The organism is Bradyrhizobium stylosanthis, assembly GCF_001641335.1.
Lineage (GTDB): Bacteria > Pseudomonadota > Alphaproteobacteria > Rhizobiales > Xanthobacteraceae > Bradyrhizobium > Bradyrhizobium stylosanthis.
Genome location: NZ_LVEM01000002.1, coordinates 584657 through 601446 on the forward strand (window position 1 = coordinate 584657; position 16790 = coordinate 601446).

Genomic DNA, 16790 nt, shown 5'->3' on the forward strand with positions numbered 1-16790 from the left:
TTTTGTTTATTGCGTCTTCCTGCCATCGGAGGACGCGGGGCGCAAATCGGGGGAGGGGAGATGTCACGGCGAGCATGGTGCTCGCACGATCTCCTCCGTCATGGCCGGGACAAGCCCGGGCATGACACTGCATATGCCGCGCTTCCGGCCTCAATCCTCGTACGACGAGATCTCGATCAGGCTGCCATCGGGATCCCGGCAATAGACCGAGCGCAGCGTGCCGCGGGCGCCCTGCTTGGGAACCGGGCCTTCCTCGATGGCGACGCCATGTGCCCTCAGATGCGCCACCACCTCGTCGGGCGTCGCCGAGGTGAGGAAGCACAGGTCCTCGCTGCCGGCGGTCTGATGATCGGCGGTGAACCACTCGACCTTGTCGGCATCGCGCGGCCGGACGTTGATCTTCTGGTTACCGAATTGAAGGGAAGTCCGCGGCGCTTTGCCGCCGCCGGGGTCGAACACCTTGACTTCCATGCCGAGAATCCTGCCGTACCACTCGGCGGTCACGGCAACGTCGGTGACATTGATCACGAGATGATCGAGGGCTTCGACCTTGACCGGCATGCCTCATCCTTTCGTCGTGATGCGCCAGGTGCACTTTCCGCGCTCCGCAAGCTTTGTTACAACCACGCCGACGCCACTTTCAAGCTATCCGGCCTTCAAGAACAACACTGGGAGAACCCTTGAGATGATCACTCGCCGTACCGCGCTGGGCCTGCTCGCCGCCAGTCCGCTTGCAGCCACCCCGCTGTCGAAGGCTTTTGCCGCCGACTATCCGTCCCGGCCGGTGAAATGGGTGGTCGGCTATCCGCCGGGCGGCGCCACCGACATCCTGGCGCGCCTGATCGGCCAGCGTCTGTCGGAGCGGCTCGGCCAGCAATTCGTGATCGAGAACAAGCCGGGCGCCGGCAACAACATCGGCACCGAATCGGTCATCAACGCCGAGCCCGACGGCTACACGCTGCAGCTGGTCAATCCGGCCAACTACATCAACGCCTCGCTCTACACCAACCTCAAGTTCAACTTCGTGCGCGACATCGCGCCGGTCGCCTCCTTCCAGCGCGTGCCGAACGTGATGACCGTGAACAAGGACGTGCCGGCCAAGAACGTCGCCGAGTTCATCGAATATGTGAAGGCCAACCCTGGCAAGGTGAACATGGCCTCGTCCGGCAACGGCACCTCGGTGCATCTGTCCGGCGAGATGTTCATGGCGATGACCGGCTGCAAGATGCAGCACGTGCCCTATCGTGGGGCTGCGCCCGCGATCACCGACATGCTCGGCGGCCAGGTGCAGGTGATCTTCGACAACATGCCCTCGATCATCCAGCACATCCGTTCCGGCTCGCTGCGCGCGATCGGTGTCACCACCACGGAGCGCTCGTCGCAGCTGCCCGACGTGCAGCCGATCGCCGACACCGTGAAGGGCTACGAGGCCAGCGCGCTGTTCGGCATGGGCGCGCCGAAGAACACGCCGAAGGAGATCATCGCCAAGCTCAACAGCGAGATCAACACGCTGATGAAGGAGCCCGACATGACCAAGCGTCTGGTCGAGCTCGGCGGCGAGCCGCGCGTGCAGACGCCCGAGGCGTTCGGCGAGGAGATCAAGGCCGAGACCGAGAAGTGGAAGAAGGTCGTCGAGTTCGCCGGCCTGAAGGTCGAGTAGCGATCTTGTGATGACCCGAGAGTGGAGCCCTGCCGTTCGGCAGGGCTTTTTCTTTGCTACGCTGCCTGCTCGATCTGGAATAAAACGGCGCCACGAAACCTGATGGAGATGGCGCCTGGCTACGCGCGGTGAAAAGGAGTTCGGATCATGCGCAAGACGCAATTGGCGCTCCTGACGCTGGGGGTCCTCGCCGGCTTCGTCACTGTCACGCCGGCCGCGGCCCGCGACTATCCATGGTGCGCCCAAGGCGGTGAATACGACTACCCCGGCGAATGCGCTTACAGCACCTTAGAGCAGTGCCAGGCCAGCGTGTCCGGCCGCCTGCTGTTCTGCGACCGCAATCCGCGCCTTGCCTACGGCCTGCAGCCGCAGCCGCAGCCGCGGTCGCACTGGCGCAAGCGGCCCGTCGCGCCGTACTAGCCGGGCGCGAACGCCACGAAACCGCAGCAGTTGCCTTTTCGCGTGATCGCTCCGGAATAAATCGGCTCCGCAAGCCTTTGTCTCTGTGAGGTCGCATGTCGCGCGGCGAACATGGGAGATCGGTCATGCGGAAGGCGCAATTCGTACTCGGGATCACAGCTCTCGTATGGCTCGCCGGCGGCAGTCCGGCGCGCGCGGATTACGCGTGGTGCATTCAGGATTCGGAATACGGCTATCCCGGCGACTGCTCCTATCAGACCCGCGAGCAATGCCAGCTGAGCGCATCCGGCCGGAAAGGCTTTTGCGGACCGAACCCTGCTGTGGTCACGCGGCCGCCGCTTCCGCCGGCACTGCGCGGACGGCACGTTCCACCCTACTAAGCCGCCTCCGATCGCTTTCCGCCTGATCACGCAGTCGTGCGGACCCGCACCCGCGGGTTCCGGCTTGACGTGGTTTCGCGCGCGCCTATACTAAACCATATGGTTAAGTATAGAGAAGAGACGCTGGACCGCACCTTTGCGGCGCTCTCCGACCCGACGCGGCGAGCCTTGCTCGCGCGTCTCGGCGAGCGGGATGGCCTGTCGGTCAGCGAGCTGGCCGCACCGTTCCCGGTCTCGCTGCCGGCGATCATGAAGCATCTCGACGTGCTGACGGATGCGGGGCTGATCGTGCGGGAGAAGACCGGGCGCACGGTCTCCTGCCGGCTCACCGCGCAGCCGATGGAGCAGGCGATGAACTGGCTCAATCGCTACGCCCAGTTCTGGTCCGACAATCTCGACCGTCTTGCCGCCTTTGTGGAGGAAGAGACATGGCCAACCCAGCCGTCAACGCCACTGAACGAGCCGCGGAGCGCCCCAGCCTCACGCTCACGCGCCGGCTCCGCGCGCGGCCGGAAAAAGTCTTCGCCGCCTGGACGCAAGCCGAGCAGCTGATGCAGTGGTTCGGGCCGCCGAACATGAAGCCGGCGAGCCTGCAGGCCGAGCTCGACGTCCGCACCGGCGGCCGCTTTCGCATCAGCTTCATCGGCGGCGACGGCGAGTATTTCGAGGCCGGCGGCATCTATCGCGAGGTCGTCCCGAACGAGCGTCTGGTTTTCACCTGGGCCTGGCATTCGACGCCGGAACGGGAATCGCTGGTCACGATCTCGTTCAAGCCGGACAGTGCCGGCACCCTGATGGTGTTCCACCACGCCCAGTTCGCCGACGAGACCGCGCGCGACAACCATCAGCGCGGCTGGAGCTCGTTCCTCGACAAGCTCGATGCCTTCGTTGCCTGAATCCCGAAAGGAGCATGCGATGCCGCAACACCAGATCGTTTCGCGCGAGCAATGGATCGCTGCGCGCAAGGCGCTTCTCGCCCATGAGAAGGAGTTGACGCAGGCCCGCGAACGGCTTGCCGACGAACGCCGCGCATTGCCCTGGGTCAAGGTCGACAAGAATTACGTATTCGCCGGACCGGACGGCAGCGTGACGCTGGGCGATCTCTTCAGGGGACGTCCGCAGCTCGTTGTCCAGCACGTGATGTTCGCGCCCGACTGGGACGCCGCCTGCAAGAACTGTTCATTCTGGGCCGACGGATATGAGCGGATGGTGCCGCATCTGGCCGCGCGGGACACGTCCATGGCCGCGGTCTCGCTGGCACCCAGCGCCAAGCTCGAGGCCTTCAAGAAGCGGATGGGCTGGACTTTCGACTGGGTCTCCTCGGGCGGCAACGATTTCAACCGCGACTACGGCGTGACGTTCTCATCCGACGAGATCGCGACCGGGAAGCCGATGTACAATTTCGGCACGACGCCGATCTATGGGCCCGAGCTGCCCGGCATCAGCGTGTTCTATCGCAACGAGGCCGGCGAGATCTTCCACACCTATTCCTGCTTTGCCCGCGGCCTCGACATGATGAACGCCGCTTATCAATATCTGGACCTGACCCCGCTCGGCCGTCACGAGGAGCGCCTGCCCTATCCGATGGACTGGGTCCGCCTGCGCGACCAGTACGAGCCGCAGGCGGAGGCGGCGTGCTGCCACGGGTGAGGGGGCTGCGGAGGCGCCGCTTCCGCGAGCCCTGAACCGTCGCCGTCACCCTGAGGTGGCCGCTTCTTCAGCGGCCCTCGAAGGGCGGCGGCCCGGCTCCTTCCAAGCGGTTGCATCCGGGCCGTTCATCCTTCGAGGCTCCCGGCGCGATGCTTCTGCATCGCGCCATTCGCACCTCAGGATGACGGGGCGAGCTGCAACGCTCCCCTACTTTTTCGCATCCTGCTCCGCCGCGTTGCACGAGATCAGCATCGTGTACGGCCGCGCGTTGCCGGCGATATCGGTGGTCTTGAGCTCGGCCTTCGGCTCGGCGGTCTGATAGGGCACCACGGAATTGTCGAGGAAGTCGCGCAGCGCGCCCGTCTTGATGGCAAAGTTGATGTTCTCGGGGATGTTGCCGGTCGCGGCGGCGATGCGCAATGCCGGGATCTTCCCGGTGACCACGCCCACGACCTGACCGGTAGTATCGAACAGCGGCCCGCCACTATTGCCGGGCTGCACGGGCGCGCTGATTTGCAGGAAGCGCGAATCATTGCGTATGCCGCTGAGTGAGCTGACGATGCCGGTCGTCACGGTGAAATCCGAGGTGAGCAATCCGTGGAACGGAAAGCCGATCGCGACGATCGAATCGCCGGAGCGGATCGAACGGTCACGGATCCGCGCAAAGTCCTTGAACGTCGTCGTCGACGGCGCCTGCAGGAGAGCGAGATCGTTGTTGGCATCGCTCGAGACGATGCGCAGCACCATCGCAGCCTCGCCGGTGAGGTTGCCCTTGATGTCGCCGACGCATCCGTCGATGACATGGTTGTTGGTGACGATGTGCCCGTTGGCGCTCACCACGAAGCCGGTGCCGCTCTTGGCCCGGGCAGCTTTGCCGCCGGCCGGCGGAGACGCCTGCTTCTCCGCTGCCGCTGCCGGCTTGGCCGCGCCTTTTGTGAAATCGCCGGCCTTGTCGAGCCCGTCGGCTTTCACCTTGGTCACGCAATTGGCCAATGCTGCGATGACAGGCCCGGTCGAGGTCAGGTCGAAATTCAGAACGGCGCGGCCGGCCGTCGCCACCATCAGGCTCGCCTTCTGGAACGTACGCACGACATTCACCGGCATGACGGCCGTGAGCATGTTGGATTGATACGCCGTGGCGTAGAGCCTCGCCTGCTCCTGCCCGTCGAAGGTCACGTCGATCGCGGCGTTCTCGCCCTTGTTGAAGCGGTAGCTGGGACTCGCAAAGGCGAGGGACCAGGTGCCGGCGGCACTCTGGCTCACGACGAGGATGACGCCGTTCGCATAAGGCGTCGTCGCGGCGCAATGGGAGAAAGTGCCCGTCTCGTCATTGCTGAAGGCGCCGCCGATCCAGTTGCCGACATTGACGCTGCCGAACGGTCCTTTCGCATGCGCGATGCCGACGACGCCCACCTGCAACAGAGACGCAACGACCAATGACTTAAGCCACATACTTTCTTCCCCCCGGAATACGCGATCCATCTTATCCGGGGGACAAGGTGCGGCGCAACCGACAGTTGTCCGGTCGGGCCGGAGCTCCCTGTCGCGACTTTCCGGCTTGCCATTACTTTGCGATCCTATATACTTTGCGATACAAAGTGACGGGGCGGGCGACCGCCGAAAAACGTGGCGGAGCGAGGTTTTGGCGTTGCCGATGCGCGATCTCGACAAGGCACTGGCTGACATCGTGGCGATCCGCAGCCAGATCGCGGCCGGCACCGCGTTTCGTGGTTATGGCCCGGCCACGATGGCGGCGACCGGCGCCGTCGCGCTGCTCACCGCGAGCCTGCAATTCTGGCTGCTCGGCGATCCCACCAGCGAGCCGGTCGGCTTCTTCTTCGGCTGGCTCGTCGCCGCCGTGTTGTCCGGCCTGATGATCGGGATCGAGATGCGCGCGCGCTCGCGTCGTCATCATTCCGGCCTCGCCGACGCCATGATCCACCAGGCCGTCGAGCAATTCCTGCCCGCGGGCGTTGCCGGCGTGCTGCTTGCGGTGGTGATGTGGAAGTTCGCGAGCGAGACGCTGTGGCTGTTGCCAGGGCTCTGGCAGATTCTGGTGTCGCTCGGCATCTTCGCCTCGGTCCGTTCGCTGCCGCGCACCGTCGCGCTCGCCGGAGCCTGGTACTTCGTGTCCGGCTTCGCGGTCGTCGTGCTCGCGAGCCGCACCCATACGCTGTCGCCATGGACCATGGGGCTGCCTTTCGTGATCGGGCAGTCGGTGATGGCGGGCATTCTGTTTTTCGCGTCCGGAGACAACGATGTCGAAGACTGAGAGCGCACCCTTCTCCTATGAAGGGCTCGACCGCGTGATCCACGAGAAGGCGAGGCTTGGGCTCCTGACCTCGCTGATGGCCCATCCCAAGGGGCTGGCGTTCGCCGACCTCAAGCAGCTCTGCGGCCTCACCGACGGCAACCTCAGCCGGCACCTCGCCGTGCTCCAGGAGGCCGGCCTTGTCGAGGTCACCAAGGGCTACGAGGGCAATCGCCCGCACACCACCTGCCGCCTGACCAAGGCCGGCCGGCGCCGCTTCCTCGATTATCTCGCCGTGCTCGAACGGCTGGTGCGCGACGCCGCCAAGGCCGCCGGCCGCGAGGCGCCGCCGCTCGGCCGCCTCGGCATCGTCTCGACCTGATCCTCCCCTTTTTTGACCGGAGACTTTGCAATGCAAAGTGACATCACGTCCCGCAACGAGAAGCTTCATGTCGGCATCATCATGGACGGCAACGGCAGATGGGCCACGCGGCGCGGCCTGTCGCGCGTGCGCGGCCACGAAGCCGGGGTCGAAACCATCCGCCGCATCGTCGAGGCCGCGCCGAAGCAGGGCATCGGCACGCTGACGCTCTATGCCTTCTCCACCGACAATTGGCGCAGGCCCAAGGCCGAGGTCGCCGCGCTGATGACCCTGCTGCGCTTCTATCTCGCCAACGAGGTGCAGAGCCTCGTCAGGAACGGCGTGCGCCTGTCCGTGATCGGCCGCCGCGACCGCCTGCCTGACGGTATCGCCAACGCGATCGCGCGCGCCGAAGAGGCGACCGCGCAGGGCAACACGCTGCATGTGCGCATCGCCGTCGACTATTCCGCGCGCGACGCCATCCTCAACGCGGCGGCGAAGGCGGCGGCGTTGACCAGCCTGACCCGCGAGGCGTTCTCGCAGCTCGTCACGGGCGAACCGGGCTTGCGCGATGTCGACCTCATCATCCGCACCTCGGGCGAGAAGCGCCTGTCCGACTTCCTGCTCTGGGAAGGCGCTTACGCCGAGCTGCACTTCACCGAGCGGATGTGGCCCGAATTCGATGGCGGCGATCTCGCCGAGGCGCTTTCCGCCTTCCACAATCGCGAGCGCCGCTTCGGTGGCCTGCAGGCCATCCTGCCGGACGAGGTGCCGTCGCTCTCCCGTGTGTGACGCACGGCACAGGGAAGCGATCTGTTCGTTTCCGGCCGCATGATTGGCAGCGATGTCCAAGCCGGCAGTGCGCGGTCTCGGTTAGGTGTGCGGTCTCCGCAACCTGCCGAGAGCGTCACGCATGTCACAGCTGTTTCTGGAGGCCGTCATCCGGCCGGTTGAACTGGCCGAAGCGGACGGTGTGGTCTGCATCAGGACCGCCAGCGCATCCGATGTGGAGAGCCTGTCGGTCTATTTCAGCGATTTGTCGCCGACATCGCGCAACAAGCGTTTCATGGGCGCGCGTGCCGATCTCGCCGTCGTTGCGGCCCAATGCCTGGCGAAGACCGATCGTCCCGATCATTTCACGTTGTTCGCCGAGTTCAGGCAGGCGGGGCGGCGAACGATTATCGGCGAGACGCACTATGCCTACGATGCCGCCGCGCGGCACGGCGAGTTCGCCATCTCGGTCGCCGATGCCTTCCAGCGCATGGGCTTCGGCTTGCAGATGCTGAACGCGATGGAGACGCGGGCGATCGATCTCGGCCACGAGATGATCGCCGGCGAGACGGCGCGGACCAATGCGGAGATGCGTGGCCTGGCGAGGAAAGCCGGATACAGCGATACCGGATTCGGCGACTGGCAGTCGGTTCATCTCGCCAAGCGCCTCTCGCGCCAGCCGTAGCGGTGTTGATTTGCCGCCTGGCACGGATCGTGCTCTAGTTCTACGCTGGTATCCCCGGCGATTGGAGCTTTCGCAAGATGCGCGCAGTCCTGGATTATTGCACCGGCGGAACGGAACGGCAGGTCGCAGCCGGCACGCTCATCGTCACCGAGGGCGGCACCAGCGGCCATCTCTACGTGCTGATGCAGGGCAAGCTCGAGGTGCTCAAGGGCGAGATGGTGGTCGCCACCGTCACCGAGCCCGGCGCGATCCTCGGCGAGATGTCCGTGCTGCTGGGCCAGCCGCATACCGCGACGGTGCGGGCCTGCTCCGATGCCGTCATCTACGAGTTCGAGGACGCCGCCTCGTTCCTCAAGCGCGAGCCGGGCATCGCGCTGCTGATTGCCAAAATGCTGGCGCAGCGGCTCAACGTCGCCAACACTTATCTTGCCGACCTCAAGCGGCAATATGCCGGACATGGCACGCATCTGGCCATGGTCGGCGAGGTGCTTCAGAGCATGATCAACCTGCCGCCACTTGAGGTCTCGCCAGGCTCGGATCGGCAATCTGATCCAAGGATGTGAGCCAGTCGGGCGGCGTCTCGATCGGAGCGGCGGGCCGCTTCAGCGGCGCAGCAAGGTCGATCCACTGCGCTTCGCCTGCCGCCAGCCAGAACGCCTTGTCCGCATCGAGATCCAGCACGATGTAGGTCGGGGGACGGCCGGGTTGCAGGCCGGTGTTGAAGACCCAGCTCTGGCCCAGCCGGTCGAACCACGATCCATTGGCGATGAAGGGCGATTGATGCACATGGCCCGAGATCACCATCGACGGCTGGTACTGCATGATCCACTGCACCAGCTCGACATCGCCGAAGAAGCGCTTGCCGCCCCAGCTCGTCGGTGATTCCGCCGGCGGCGCATGGTGGGCCCAGATCCAGCGTGGCGGCCGGATGGCTGCGGCCTCGCGCAACTGCTCGACGAGGCGCTGCTTCACCAGCGGTCCGTCCCACCACGGGCAGACCGTGAACAGGGTGTCGCCGATGGTCACGCTGTCGCCGTCGCAGGCGATGCCGAGGTCGCGCACCTCCGAGATCCAGCGCGAGATCTTCTCGCCCTCGGCATTGCGCTCGTCGAGGTCGTGATTACCCGAGCAGAGGATCACGCGGGTCTTTGCAGCCAGCAGCGCGAGGTATTTTTTCACCACCACGATCTGCGCGCGAAAATCGACCATCGAGCCGATGTCGAGGGCATCGCCGGCGAAGATCAGGAGGTCGAATTGCGGTGCCGCGCTGACCAGCCAGTCGAGCTGCGGCAATGAATAGTGCAGGTCGGCGACGACCAGGCAGCGCATTGGAAATCCGTTGGCGAGAGATCAAAAAATGTCAGGGAATTCCAAACGACATAAAGCAAGAAGCAGACCAGCCCGGCTGCCCCGTCGCGTCAATCCAACGAGCGGCAGCATGCTGCGGCGCGTCGTGGAGCGCAAGAGGGGCCCGGCAACCGCGAAGGCTGGACCGGATCGCCGAATTCTGCTGTCGTGACCGCTCCTCAACAGCCGTGTCCACATGACCTCCTTCAAGACCATTCGTGCCCGTGCCGAGAAGCGCAAGGGCGGGCCCAAGGCGCTGGAAAAGCTGATGCCCGACAAGCCCGACCTGAAGCGTCTGGCGAAGCTCGGCGACGACCGCATCCTCGCCGAGATGACGAAGCGGGTGTTTTGCGCGGGCTTTGCCTGGAGCGTGATCGATTCGAAATGGGACGGCTTCGAAGCGGCCTTCCTGCGTTTCCAGCCGGCCAAGCTGACTTTCCAGCCCGAGGACTATTGGGAAGGCCTGCTGCGGGACGCCCGCATCGTGCGCAACGGCGCCAAGATCATGTCGGTGCGCGACAATGCCGCCTTCATTCAGGAGATAGCCAAAGAGCACGGCAGCTTCGGCAAATTTCTGGCGCAATGGCCGGCCGCCAACGAGGTCGGCCTGCTCGACCTCCTCACCAAGCGCGGCAGCCGCTTGGGAGGCAATACCGGCCAGATGCTGCTGCGCTTCGTCGGCTGGGACGGTTTCGTCACCTCCAGGGATGTCGTTGCCTGCCTGCGCGATGCCGGCCTCGATATCGCCGAAGAGGTGAAGTCCAAGGGCGACCTCGCGAAAGTGCAGGCGCAATTCAACGCCTGGGCGGAGGAGACCGGTCTGCCCTACACCTATCTGTCAAGGATCTGCGCGCTGTCGGTCGGCGAGAACCGCAGCGAACACTAAGCCACGAAAAACCAGGAGAACAACAATGGCCAAAGCCTATTGGGTTGCCACCTACCGCGCGATCAAGAATCCCGACGCCATGGCGGCCTACGCAAAACTGTCACGTCCGGCCATCGAAGCGGCTGGCGGCCGCGTGCTCGCGCGCGGCATGCCGGCGGCTGCTTTCGAGCATGGCCAGATGGAACGCGTCGTCCTCATCGAGTTCGACAGCGTCGCGAGCGCCAGGGCGGCCTATGAGAGCCCGGCCTACAAAGCCGCGCACGATCTGCTCGGCGACGGCGCCGACCGCGACATCCGGATCGTCGAAGCCGCCGAATAGCGTCCTACGGCGCGAGATCGTGCACTTCGTGTGGCGATCTCGTGCCGCGAGCGCGGCAGATGCAACGCGCGATCACGAAAAACATTTCACAGGAACATTTGTGCGCAGCACCCGTTCGGGAGTTGAGCCAGGCGAACACGGGCGCAGGGAACGCTCGCTCCGGCTCATCTCAATGAAACCCGATACGACAGCAACGGAGCAGCGCATGAAGCTTACATCCGAACAGGTCAAGCAGACCGTCAACCAGCTCGGCGCCCAGGTGCTGCCCGACGAGCATCCGGCGATGCCCCAGCTCCACAGCATGTTCGGCGAGCACACCTTCTTCGTCGACGAGATGGGACTGAAGGTCCTCGAGCCAACTCCGTCGCCGGGCGTGGATCGCCAGAGCGGCGAGGTCGTCAGTCTCGCCGACTGGAGCGATGCGGATTTGACGCGCCTGATGGCGCACGAGCCCGAGCCGACCGGCGTGATCGTGGTGTTCGAGCATATGAAGCATTGAGCGGTCCGCTAGGACTGCCGGTGGCGGGCTTGAACGGCCCGTCACTGTCACGCTTCGACCGGGATCTCGATGGCGATCCGAGTTCCCGGCCCCGTCTTGCTTTCGAGCCGCAGGCGGCCGTTGAGCGATGACGCGACCAGATTGAACGCGATGTGCAGACCAAGGCCGGCGTTGCCGCGTTCGCGGCCAGTCGTGACGAACGGATCGAAGATGTGCGCCTGCAACTCGTCGGGGATGCCGATGCCGTCATCGGTGCAGAGGAGGCGAACCGATTTCGGTTCTGGCTGGCTGACCGCGATCGCAAACCGGCCGCCTTGCTTGTCCGGGTAGGCGTGCCCGGCGGTGTTGAGCGCGAGGTTGCTGATCACCTGCGCGAGTGCACCCGGATAGCTGTTGAGCCTGATTCCCGGCGGACACGCGACGTCGACCGCCAGGGCATGGTGCGACAGCAGCGGTCCCAATTTGGACATCAGCTCCGACAGCCAATCCCTGAGCTCGAACGTGCGCCGGTCCTCGTCGGCCTGGTTGACTGCGACCTGCCGGAAGCTGTGCACCATCTCGGATGCGCGGTGCAGATTGTCGAAGGTCAGGTCGAGCCCCAGTCTCAGCCGGTCAATTCCCCTGGTGAGATCGGACCGCCGCACAGACGCTCCATTCAATGCGTCCGCCATGGCCTGCAGGTCGGCCTGCATCGTCGTCGAGGTCGTCAGTGCGAGCCCGAGCGGGGTGCTGACCTCGTGAGCGACGCCCGCCACCAATTGCCCGAGCGAGGCGAGCTTTTCGGCCTGCACGAGGTGCTCCTGGGTCGCACGCAGATCGCGCAGCGATTTCTCCGAGCGCTCCTTTTCCCGTTGCAGCGCCTCGGATGTCCGGAACTGCTTTCGCGCCCGGTACTCGCGCGCAGCCACCGCATAGAGGGACAGTGCGTAGGCGTTTCCGACCAGGGAGTGGTTGATGAAGCGCAGGCCCATCGGCAGCGCCGGCGCGAACGTCTCGGCGACGATCAGCGCCACCCAGGACAGCAGGCAGAAGATCGCCAGCGAGCCGATCCGCAACGGCAGCATGGTCGAGACGAACAGGATGATCATCATCATGCCGGGCGCAGCGAAGGTGAAGCCCGACGGCAGCACCAGGTAGATGCTGGGCAGGATGCAGCCGGGAATGACGCAATAGACGAGGAAGATGGTCTCCGCCCACGGCTTCATCCACCGCCGCGACAGCAGCGCGGTCAGCGGCAGCAGGATGAACAGGGCGGTGCCGCCGCGGATCGCAAGCGTGGTCGGGACCACTTCGGGGTAGAGCACCCAATCCCACAGCGTGTAGCCGGCATAGGTGGCGGCGCCGAGCAGCATCGCGATCTGCGTCCACCCGAGGCTGCCCCGGACATATTGGTCGACGAACCGCCGCTCCTCGATCCGGTCTTCGAAGCGCAATCCCAAGCGTATCAATAAGGCAAGCATTCCAGCATCAATGGCAAAAGAAAAGATATCCGCTGTCTCTACGACAGGTCGGCAGCCCGCGTCGCGGACAAAGATGTCGCGTTTGCCGGGGCCGGCAGGGGCCGGTTCAAATGCCCAGTGTCAGCTGCGGCTCCGCATCGTCCCCATCCTGAAGGGAGGACAGCGATACGCCCAGCAGCCTGACGCGCTTGGGCAGCGGCATCTCGATTTCGAGCAGGCCGCAGGCCAGCCGCTCCAGCTCGTCCCGGCCTGCGACCGCGGAGGTGACGGACCTGCTCCGCGTGATGATCTCGAAATCGGCGAACTTGATCTTCAGCGTGACGGTGCGGCCGCGGTTGCCGGTGGTCTCGCAATGGCGCCAGACCTTGTCGACGAGAGGCCTGAGCTCGGCCGCCAGCGCGTCGAAGGCGTCGAGGTCCGTCGAGAAGGTGGTCTCCGCACCGATCGACTTGCGGATCCGGTTGGCCCGGACCGGCCGCTCGTCGACGCCGCGCGAGATCCAGTAATAATACGCACCCGACTTGCCGAAATTCGCGTTCATGAACTCCAGCGTCTGGTTGCGGATGTCGAGGCCGGTGAACAGGCCGAGCGCATTCATCTTCGCAGCCGTCGCCGGGCCGATGCCGTGAAACTTGCCGACCGGCAGCGTCTCGACGAATGCCGGCCCCATCTCCGGCGAGATCACGAACTGGCCGTTGGGCTTGCGGTGATCGGAGGCGAGCTTTGCCAGAAACTTGTTGTAGGAGATGCCGGCCGAGGCGTTGAGGCCGGTCTCGGCCTCGATCTTCTCCCGGATCCGCAATGCGACGTCCCGCGCCAGCGGGATGCCTTGCAGGTTCTCCGTCACGTCGAGATAGGCTTCGTCCAGCGACAGCGGCTCGATGACGGGCGTGTGCTCGGCGAAGATCTCGCGGATTTGCCTGGAGATCGCCTTGTAGACCTCGAAGCGCGGCTTGACGAAGATCAGCTCGGGACACTGCCGCTTCGCCGTGACCGACGGCATCGCCGAGCGAACACCAAACTTGCGGGCCTCGTAGCTGGCGGCTGCGACGACGCCGCGTTCCGCCGAGCCGCCGACCGCGACCGGCTTGCCGCGCAGCTCCGGATTGTCGCGCTGTTCCACGGACGCATAGAAGGCATCCATGTCGATATGGATGATCTTGCGCACGGGCGCGGCGTCGCCCGTGACCGTGCCGGAATCGCTCATGGAATGATGATACAATTGTGCAACGAGATGCGCGAGGTGATGGATGGTTCAGTTGCTGGTCTTCGTCGTGGGCGTGGTCGGCATCGGCTGGCTGATCGGCGCGACCAATCTTCCCGGGGCGTGGTATGCGAGCCTCGCCAAGCCGGGCTTCGTGCCGCCGAACTGGGCGTTTCCGGTGGCCTGGACCATCCTCTACATCATGATCGCCGTTGCGGGCTGGCGGACCTTCCGTCGCGACCCATCCGGCAAGGCGATGTGGGTCTGGTTTGCGCAGCTCGCGCTCAATTTCGCCTGGTCGCCCGTGATGTTCACGATGCACCAGATCGGAGCCGCGCTCGTCATCCTCGTCGGGCTCTTCATGACGATCGTGGCCTACATCCTTCTCGAGACGTCACGCGACAAGCTGGCCGCCGCGTTGTTCGTGCCCTACGCGGCGTGGGTCGCCTTCGCCGGCACGCTCAATGCGGCGATCTGGCGTTTGAATTGAGGTTTTGAGTTTCGATTGGTTCAAAGCACAGTCTCAGGCTTGTGAGTGGCAGGTCCACGCGTGCAGCGCCATATGAGTGTGCGGAGGACAGACCATGCAATACAGCTCCGAACTCGTTCAGACGATGCGCCAGGCCCTCGAGACCGTGATGGCGAGCGTGCCGGCCCATCAATCGGTATTCGGCTTGAAAGCGGCTGTCGCCGAATGCATCCTGAACGCCGCCGCGCATGGCCACACGTCATATGACGGACTGGTGACGGTTGCCACCGACCAGATCCAGACGATCATCTCGATGCTGACATAGATGCCGGTGTGAATACGGCGAGAGGACTGGCGTGCCACGGACGTTGAAGATAGGCCCCAATGCTTCCGTGGCACCATGATATGGCACTCGGCGACACGCGAACATGTCCGCACGCACGTCAGGCCGCCAATTGCCATTCACTGCCCGGCCACGATGAAGCTTACTGGCCGCCCCTCACGTAGAGCGAGATGAACCGGTCGATCATCGGGTTGATCTGCTCCGGCACTTCCAGCGACAGGAAATGCCCGGAGCCGACGGCCTTAGCCGTGACCAGTTGCGGGCAAAGCACCGCGAAACGATCGAGATCCGCGAGCCGGTGGGCCGCTTCGATGTAGAGCACCGGGACCCGGCACGCCTCGGCGCACTCACGCGCCCGATGCACATCCCATGGAAACAGACTTGTAAACGTGGACACCAGCACGTGCTGTGGCGTCGCCAGAAAGGTCTGTTCGACATGCGGGCGGCATCGGTCGGTTGGCAGACAGGAGTCCGCTACAATTTTCCGCACCTCGTCCGTAAAATTCGCGCCCTTTAAACCCTCCAGATATTCGGCGAACAGCGCCCCTGCCGAAGCAGGGAAGAGCACCCCTGAATCGAGCAGCACCAGGCCTGCAGGAAAGTCCGGATAGCGGGCGGCGATTTCGAGCGCCATGTTGCCACCCATGCTCTGCCCCACGATGACCGGCTTTGTGATCTGCTGGCTGTTGCAGAGAAAGACGAGATCGTCGGCGAAGCCTTCGATCGAATACGCCTGTTGGGGCTTGTCGCTCTCGCCATGCCCCCGCAGCTCGGCATTCAACGCCCGACCTTGACGGGCGAAATACTCCATCTGCGGCGCGAAATGCGTGCGATCCCCACCAAGGCCATGGACGAACAGGAATTGAAGCGGTCCCGCACCGGCGGTGTCGAAGGAGAGCTGGATGCCGTCATGCGCGAGCTTCATGGGTCATCTCCATATTCACGGACACGTCCAGGCGTCTCTGACGAGGCTCAATCTAACCGGCGCCGCGCGACTGATAAAGATGGGCACGACGGCTCCGCCGCGGCAGCGATCATGCTGCGGCCCCCCACGCAGCATTCCTGCCGGAGATCCCATGCGGTTCTTTGCTGCGCCGAGGCCAGCCGGAGAGGTCTCTGTGCCTGCTCCAGGCCTAAGCGGTGACGAATAACGAGCAGCGGTGCGACCGACGTCGCCCGACGCAGAATTGGGAAATTTTTGGAGGGCCCGGTTTTGTACCGAAGTGGCGCACCCGACACGATTCGAACGTGTGACCTTTGCCTTCGGAGGGCAACGCTCTATCCAGCAACACGAAAAATCGCTGCAAAATCAATGATACTGGAAACGGCGCCTCCGTGCAACTGGCTGCTGCGCAGCCGGTGCTGTGACAGGAGTGTGACCGGGGCAACAAGGCTGAAGACAGTCGGATAAAACGAAATGCTGGCGTTGCCAACGAGACGAGTAGCGCTGTCTGCTAAAGCTAGCATCCTAATCGGCGGCACTTGTTCTCCTTCGGTTGTTAGCAGCTTTCGCTTCACCGGGGCGGTTGATGTTGCATGATATATGCCTTTGATAGTTGATGTGCTTAACGTTGTACGTCCCAAGACCCCATTGGCTCGCCAGTACGTTGAACGCCTTCGTTCGCGACAGTGGGCGGTCTGCATTGGCATCCAGAAGTTGGCTCCCGTTGCCTAGATAGATCGCTATTCGCTCGACCCTTCTTGGCTTTTTGACGTGTTCAATACGCCAATTGTTGCCCGCAGCGAGTTCTTTGGCGACCTCGCGGAATGGTTTACTCGTCAAGTAATCTAATCTGCGGATGACTTCGGAATTGCGCTCATTGAGATAGTCTCTTTGAATGCCGACGATCACAGTAACTTGGTCGGCCTTCCATCGCTTGAGCCGACTCATAAGAGCGCGTTGCAACAGCCGGTAGACGCGGCGAACATCCGCCCTAGAATCATTGCGCCATCCAGCCATAGCTTCAATCAACATTGTGCTAACGGTGGAGTGCAAAGCGTCGGGGACCTCAATCTTCATTGTTCCTCGCTGGCTTCGAAAGTTTCCTTCAAGCTAACGCAGAAAGCCAGACAATTCAGAATTAG

The 16790-nt window shown here is 63.9% G+C and carries 23 protein-coding genes; 16 read left to right on the top strand and 7 right to left on the bottom strand.

All coding sequences use genetic code 11. From position 1 onward, the window contains the following. Window positions 1–150: 150 nt before the first annotated feature. On the bottom strand, window positions 151–561 hold the full coding sequence (locus A7X65_RS14745) for a VOC family protein (protein WP_063685923.1): 411 nt from the start codon (window positions 559–561) through the stop codon (window positions 151–153). Between the two features lie 124 nt (window positions 562–685). Between A7X65_RS14745 and A7X65_RS14750 the strand changes: the two genes are divergently transcribed. The 6 genes from A7X65_RS14750 to A7X65_RS14775 all read left to right on the top strand — a co-directional run bounded on the left by A7X65_RS14750 (window position 686) and on the right by A7X65_RS14775 (window position 4110). Further along, window positions 686–1660 carry a Bug family tripartite tricarboxylate transporter substrate binding protein gene (locus A7X65_RS14750; RefSeq protein ID WP_063685925.1) on the top strand — a complete coding sequence of 325 codons (975 nt, stop codon included), beginning with the start codon at window positions 686–688 and terminating at the stop codon, window positions 1658–1660. A 147-nt stretch (window positions 1661–1807) separates the two neighbouring features. Then, window positions 1808–2080, top strand: coding sequence for a DUF3551 domain-containing protein (locus A7X65_RS14755; protein ID WP_063685926.1), 273 nt, complete (start codon window positions 1808–1810; stop codon window positions 2078–2080). Between the two features lie 125 nt (window positions 2081–2205). Beyond that, window positions 2206–2460, top strand: coding sequence for a DUF3551 domain-containing protein (locus tag A7X65_RS14760; protein WP_063685928.1), 255 nt, complete (start codon window positions 2206–2208; stop codon window positions 2458–2460). Window positions 2461–2559: 99 nt separating this feature from the next. After that, window positions 2560–3012: an ArsR/SmtB family transcription factor gene (locus A7X65_RS14765; protein ID WP_063685930.1), complete on the top strand. Its 453-nt coding sequence runs from the start codon at window positions 2560–2562 to the stop codon at window positions 3010–3012. Then, window positions 3012–3356 (top strand): SRPBCC family protein, encoded by a 345-nt coding sequence (locus A7X65_RS14770; protein ID WP_245323528.1) that lies wholly within the window; start codon window positions 3012–3014, stop codon window positions 3354–3356. Before A7X65_RS14765 ends, A7X65_RS14770 begins: the two co-directional genes overlap by 1 nt. A 19-nt stretch (window positions 3357–3375) precedes the next feature. After that, window positions 3376–4110 carry a DUF899 domain-containing protein gene (locus A7X65_RS14775; RefSeq protein WP_063685932.1) on the top strand — a complete coding sequence of 245 codons (735 nt, stop codon included), beginning with the start codon at window positions 3376–3378 and terminating at the stop codon, window positions 4108–4110. A gap of 207 nt (window positions 4111–4317) precedes the next feature. Here the strand turns inward: A7X65_RS14775 and A7X65_RS14780 are convergent, their stop codons facing one another. Then, the gene (locus A7X65_RS14780) at window positions 4318–5562 is read right to left on the bottom strand and encodes a S1C family serine protease (RefSeq protein WP_063685934.1); all 1245 of its coding nucleotides are present in this window, start codon (window positions 5560–5562) and stop codon (window positions 4318–4320) included. A gap of 202 nt (window positions 5563–5764) precedes the next feature. On the opposite strand from A7X65_RS14780, the gene A7X65_RS14785 reads away from it, so the two are divergent. The 5 genes from A7X65_RS14785 (at window position 5765) to A7X65_RS14805 (ending at window position 8741) form a co-directional block, all read left to right on the top strand. Continuing rightward, the gene (locus A7X65_RS14785) at window positions 5765–6382 is read left to right on the top strand and encodes a hypothetical protein (RefSeq protein ID WP_063685936.1); all 618 of its coding nucleotides are present in this window, start codon (window positions 5765–5767) and stop codon (window positions 6380–6382) included. After that, window positions 6369–6743, top strand: a complete 375-nt coding sequence (locus A7X65_RS14790) for a winged helix-turn-helix domain-containing protein (RefSeq protein ID WP_063685938.1) — start codon at window positions 6369–6371, stop codon at window positions 6741–6743. The genes A7X65_RS14785 and A7X65_RS14790 overlap by 14 nt, the downstream gene beginning before the upstream one ends. A gap of 30 nt (window positions 6744–6773) precedes the next feature. Next, window positions 6774–7514, top strand: a complete 741-nt coding sequence (locus tag A7X65_RS14795; protein WP_063685940.1) for a di-trans,poly-cis-decaprenylcistransferase — start codon at window positions 6774–6776, stop codon at window positions 7512–7514. 121 nt (window positions 7515–7635) lie between these two features. Continuing rightward, window positions 7636–8178, top strand: coding sequence for a GNAT family N-acetyltransferase (locus tag A7X65_RS14800; RefSeq protein WP_063685942.1), 543 nt, complete (start codon window positions 7636–7638; stop codon window positions 8176–8178). 77 nt (window positions 8179–8255) lie between these two features. Next, window positions 8256–8741 (top strand): Crp/Fnr family transcriptional regulator, encoded by a 486-nt coding sequence (locus A7X65_RS14805; protein WP_063685944.1) that lies wholly within the window; start codon window positions 8256–8258, stop codon window positions 8739–8741. Here the strand turns inward: A7X65_RS14805 and A7X65_RS14810 are convergent. Further along, window positions 8680–9507 (bottom strand): metallophosphoesterase family protein, encoded by an 828-nt coding sequence (locus A7X65_RS14810; RefSeq protein WP_063685946.1) that lies wholly within the window; start codon window positions 9505–9507, stop codon window positions 8680–8682. The genes A7X65_RS14805 and A7X65_RS14810 overlap by 62 nt on opposite strands. Before the next feature lie 214 nt (window positions 9508–9721). Here A7X65_RS14810 and A7X65_RS14815 point away from each other — a divergent pair, with 214 nt between their 5' ends. The 3 genes from A7X65_RS14815 to A7X65_RS14825 all read left to right on the top strand — a co-directional run bounded on the left by A7X65_RS14815 (window position 9722) and on the right by A7X65_RS14825 (window position 11229). Next, window positions 9722–10411, top strand: a complete 690-nt coding sequence (locus A7X65_RS14815) for a DNA-3-methyladenine glycosylase I (RefSeq protein ID WP_063685948.1) — start codon at window positions 9722–9724, stop codon at window positions 10409–10411. A 25-nt stretch (window positions 10412–10436) separates the two neighbouring features. Then, window positions 10437–10730, top strand: a complete 294-nt coding sequence (locus tag A7X65_RS14820) for a DUF1330 domain-containing protein (protein WP_063685950.1) — start codon at window positions 10437–10439, stop codon at window positions 10728–10730. Between the two features lie 205 nt (window positions 10731–10935). Beyond that, a complete protein-coding gene (locus A7X65_RS14825; protein ID WP_063685952.1) occupies window positions 10936–11229 on the top strand; it encodes a hypothetical protein in 294 nt (97 codons plus the stop codon). A 47-nt stretch (window positions 11230–11276) separates the two neighbouring features. On the opposite strand, the gene A7X65_RS14830 is transcribed toward A7X65_RS14825, so the two are convergent. Together A7X65_RS14830 and dinB are read right to left on the bottom strand one after the other, a co-directional pair. Beyond that, a complete protein-coding gene (locus tag A7X65_RS14830; protein WP_063685954.1) occupies window positions 11277–12689 on the bottom strand; it encodes a sensor histidine kinase in 1413 nt (470 codons plus the stop codon). 106 nt (window positions 12690–12795) lie between these two features. Beyond that, window positions 12796–13896 (bottom strand): DNA polymerase IV, encoded by a 1101-nt coding sequence (gene dinB / locus A7X65_RS14835; RefSeq protein WP_063685956.1) that lies wholly within the window; start codon window positions 13894–13896, stop codon window positions 12796–12798. A gap of 43 nt (window positions 13897–13939) precedes the next feature. Here dinB and A7X65_RS14840 point away from each other — a divergent pair, with 43 nt between their 5' ends. Next, window positions 13940–14383: a TspO/MBR family protein gene (locus tag A7X65_RS14840; RefSeq protein ID WP_082884942.1), complete on the top strand. Its 444-nt coding sequence runs from the start codon at window positions 13940–13942 to the stop codon at window positions 14381–14383. Window positions 14384–14477: 94 nt separating this feature from the next. Then, window positions 14478–14687 (top strand): hypothetical protein, encoded by a 210-nt coding sequence (locus tag A7X65_RS14845; RefSeq protein WP_063685958.1) that lies wholly within the window; start codon window positions 14478–14480, stop codon window positions 14685–14687. A 160-nt stretch (window positions 14688–14847) separates the two neighbouring features. On the opposite strand, the gene A7X65_RS14850 is transcribed toward A7X65_RS14845, so the two are convergent. Together A7X65_RS14850 and A7X65_RS41700 are read right to left on the bottom strand one after the other, a co-directional pair. Continuing rightward, a complete protein-coding gene (locus tag A7X65_RS14850; RefSeq protein WP_063685960.1) occupies window positions 14848–15630 on the bottom strand; it encodes an alpha/beta fold hydrolase in 783 nt (260 codons plus the stop codon). 543 nt (window positions 15631–16173) lie between these two features. Beyond that, a complete protein-coding gene (locus tag A7X65_RS41700; RefSeq protein WP_156527808.1) occupies window positions 16174–16725 on the bottom strand; it encodes a hypothetical protein in 552 nt (183 codons plus the stop codon). Window positions 16726–16790: the final 65 nt, after the last annotated feature.

Bases quoted from the DNA above. Each gene is read 5' to 3' on its own strand.
- A7X65_RS14745 (WP_063685923.1), bottom strand. From the start codon at position 561: ATGCCGGTCAAGGTCGAAGCCCTCGATCATCTCGTGATCAATGTCACC.
- A7X65_RS14750 (WP_063685925.1), top strand. From the start codon at position 686: ATGATCACTCGCCGTACCGCGCTGGGCCTGCTCGCCGCCAGTCCGCTT.
- A7X65_RS14755 (WP_063685926.1), top strand. From the start codon at position 1,808: ATGCGCAAGACGCAATTGGCGCTCCTGACGCTGGGGGTCCTCGCCGGC.
- A7X65_RS14760 (WP_063685928.1), top strand. From the start codon at position 2,206: ATGCGGAAGGCGCAATTCGTACTCGGGATCACAGCTCTCGTATGGCTC.
- A7X65_RS14765 (WP_063685930.1), top strand. From the start codon at position 2,560: ATGGTTAAGTATAGAGAAGAGACGCTGGACCGCACCTTTGCGGCGCTC.
- A7X65_RS14770 (WP_245323528.1), top strand. From the start codon at position 3,012: ATGCAGTGGTTCGGGCCGCCGAACATGAAGCCGGCGAGCCTGCAGGCC.
- A7X65_RS14775 (WP_063685932.1), top strand. From the start codon at position 3,376: ATGCCGCAACACCAGATCGTTTCGCGCGAGCAATGGATCGCTGCGCGC.
- A7X65_RS14780 (WP_063685934.1), bottom strand. From the start codon at position 5,562: ATGTGGCTTAAGTCATTGGTCGTTGCGTCTCTGTTGCAGGTGGGCGTC.
- A7X65_RS14785 (WP_063685936.1), top strand. From the start codon at position 5,765: ATGCGCGATCTCGACAAGGCACTGGCTGACATCGTGGCGATCCGCAGC.
- A7X65_RS14790 (WP_063685938.1), top strand. From the start codon at position 6,369: ATGTCGAAGACTGAGAGCGCACCCTTCTCCTATGAAGGGCTCGACCGC.
- A7X65_RS14795 (WP_063685940.1), top strand. From the start codon at position 6,774: ATGCAAAGTGACATCACGTCCCGCAACGAGAAGCTTCATGTCGGCATC.
- A7X65_RS14800 (WP_063685942.1), top strand. From the start codon at position 7,636: ATGTCACAGCTGTTTCTGGAGGCCGTCATCCGGCCGGTTGAACTGGCC.
- A7X65_RS14805 (WP_063685944.1), top strand. From the start codon at position 8,256: ATGCGCGCAGTCCTGGATTATTGCACCGGCGGAACGGAACGGCAGGTC.
- A7X65_RS14810 (WP_063685946.1), bottom strand. From the start codon at position 9,507: ATGCGCTGCCTGGTCGTCGCCGACCTGCACTATTCATTGCCGCAGCTC.
- A7X65_RS14815 (WP_063685948.1), top strand. From the start codon at position 9,722: ATGACCTCCTTCAAGACCATTCGTGCCCGTGCCGAGAAGCGCAAGGGC.
- A7X65_RS14820 (WP_063685950.1), top strand. From the start codon at position 10,437: ATGGCCAAAGCCTATTGGGTTGCCACCTACCGCGCGATCAAGAATCCC.
- A7X65_RS14825 (WP_063685952.1), top strand. From the start codon at position 10,936: ATGAAGCTTACATCCGAACAGGTCAAGCAGACCGTCAACCAGCTCGGC.
- A7X65_RS14830 (WP_063685954.1), bottom strand. From the start codon at position 12,689: ATGCTTGCCTTATTGATACGCTTGGGATTGCGCTTCGAAGACCGGATC.
- dinB (WP_063685956.1), bottom strand. From the start codon at position 13,896: ATGAGCGATTCCGGCACGGTCACGGGCGACGCCGCGCCCGTGCGCAAG.
- A7X65_RS14840 (WP_082884942.1), top strand. From the start codon at position 13,940: ATGGTTCAGTTGCTGGTCTTCGTCGTGGGCGTGGTCGGCATCGGCTGG.
- A7X65_RS14845 (WP_063685958.1), top strand. From the start codon at position 14,478: ATGCAATACAGCTCCGAACTCGTTCAGACGATGCGCCAGGCCCTCGAG.
- A7X65_RS14850 (WP_063685960.1), bottom strand. From the start codon at position 15,630: ATGAAGCTCGCGCATGACGGCATCCAGCTCTCCTTCGACACCGCCGGT.
- A7X65_RS41700 (WP_156527808.1), bottom strand. From the start codon at position 16,725: ATGAAGATTGAGGTCCCCGACGCTTTGCACTCCACCGTTAGCACAATG.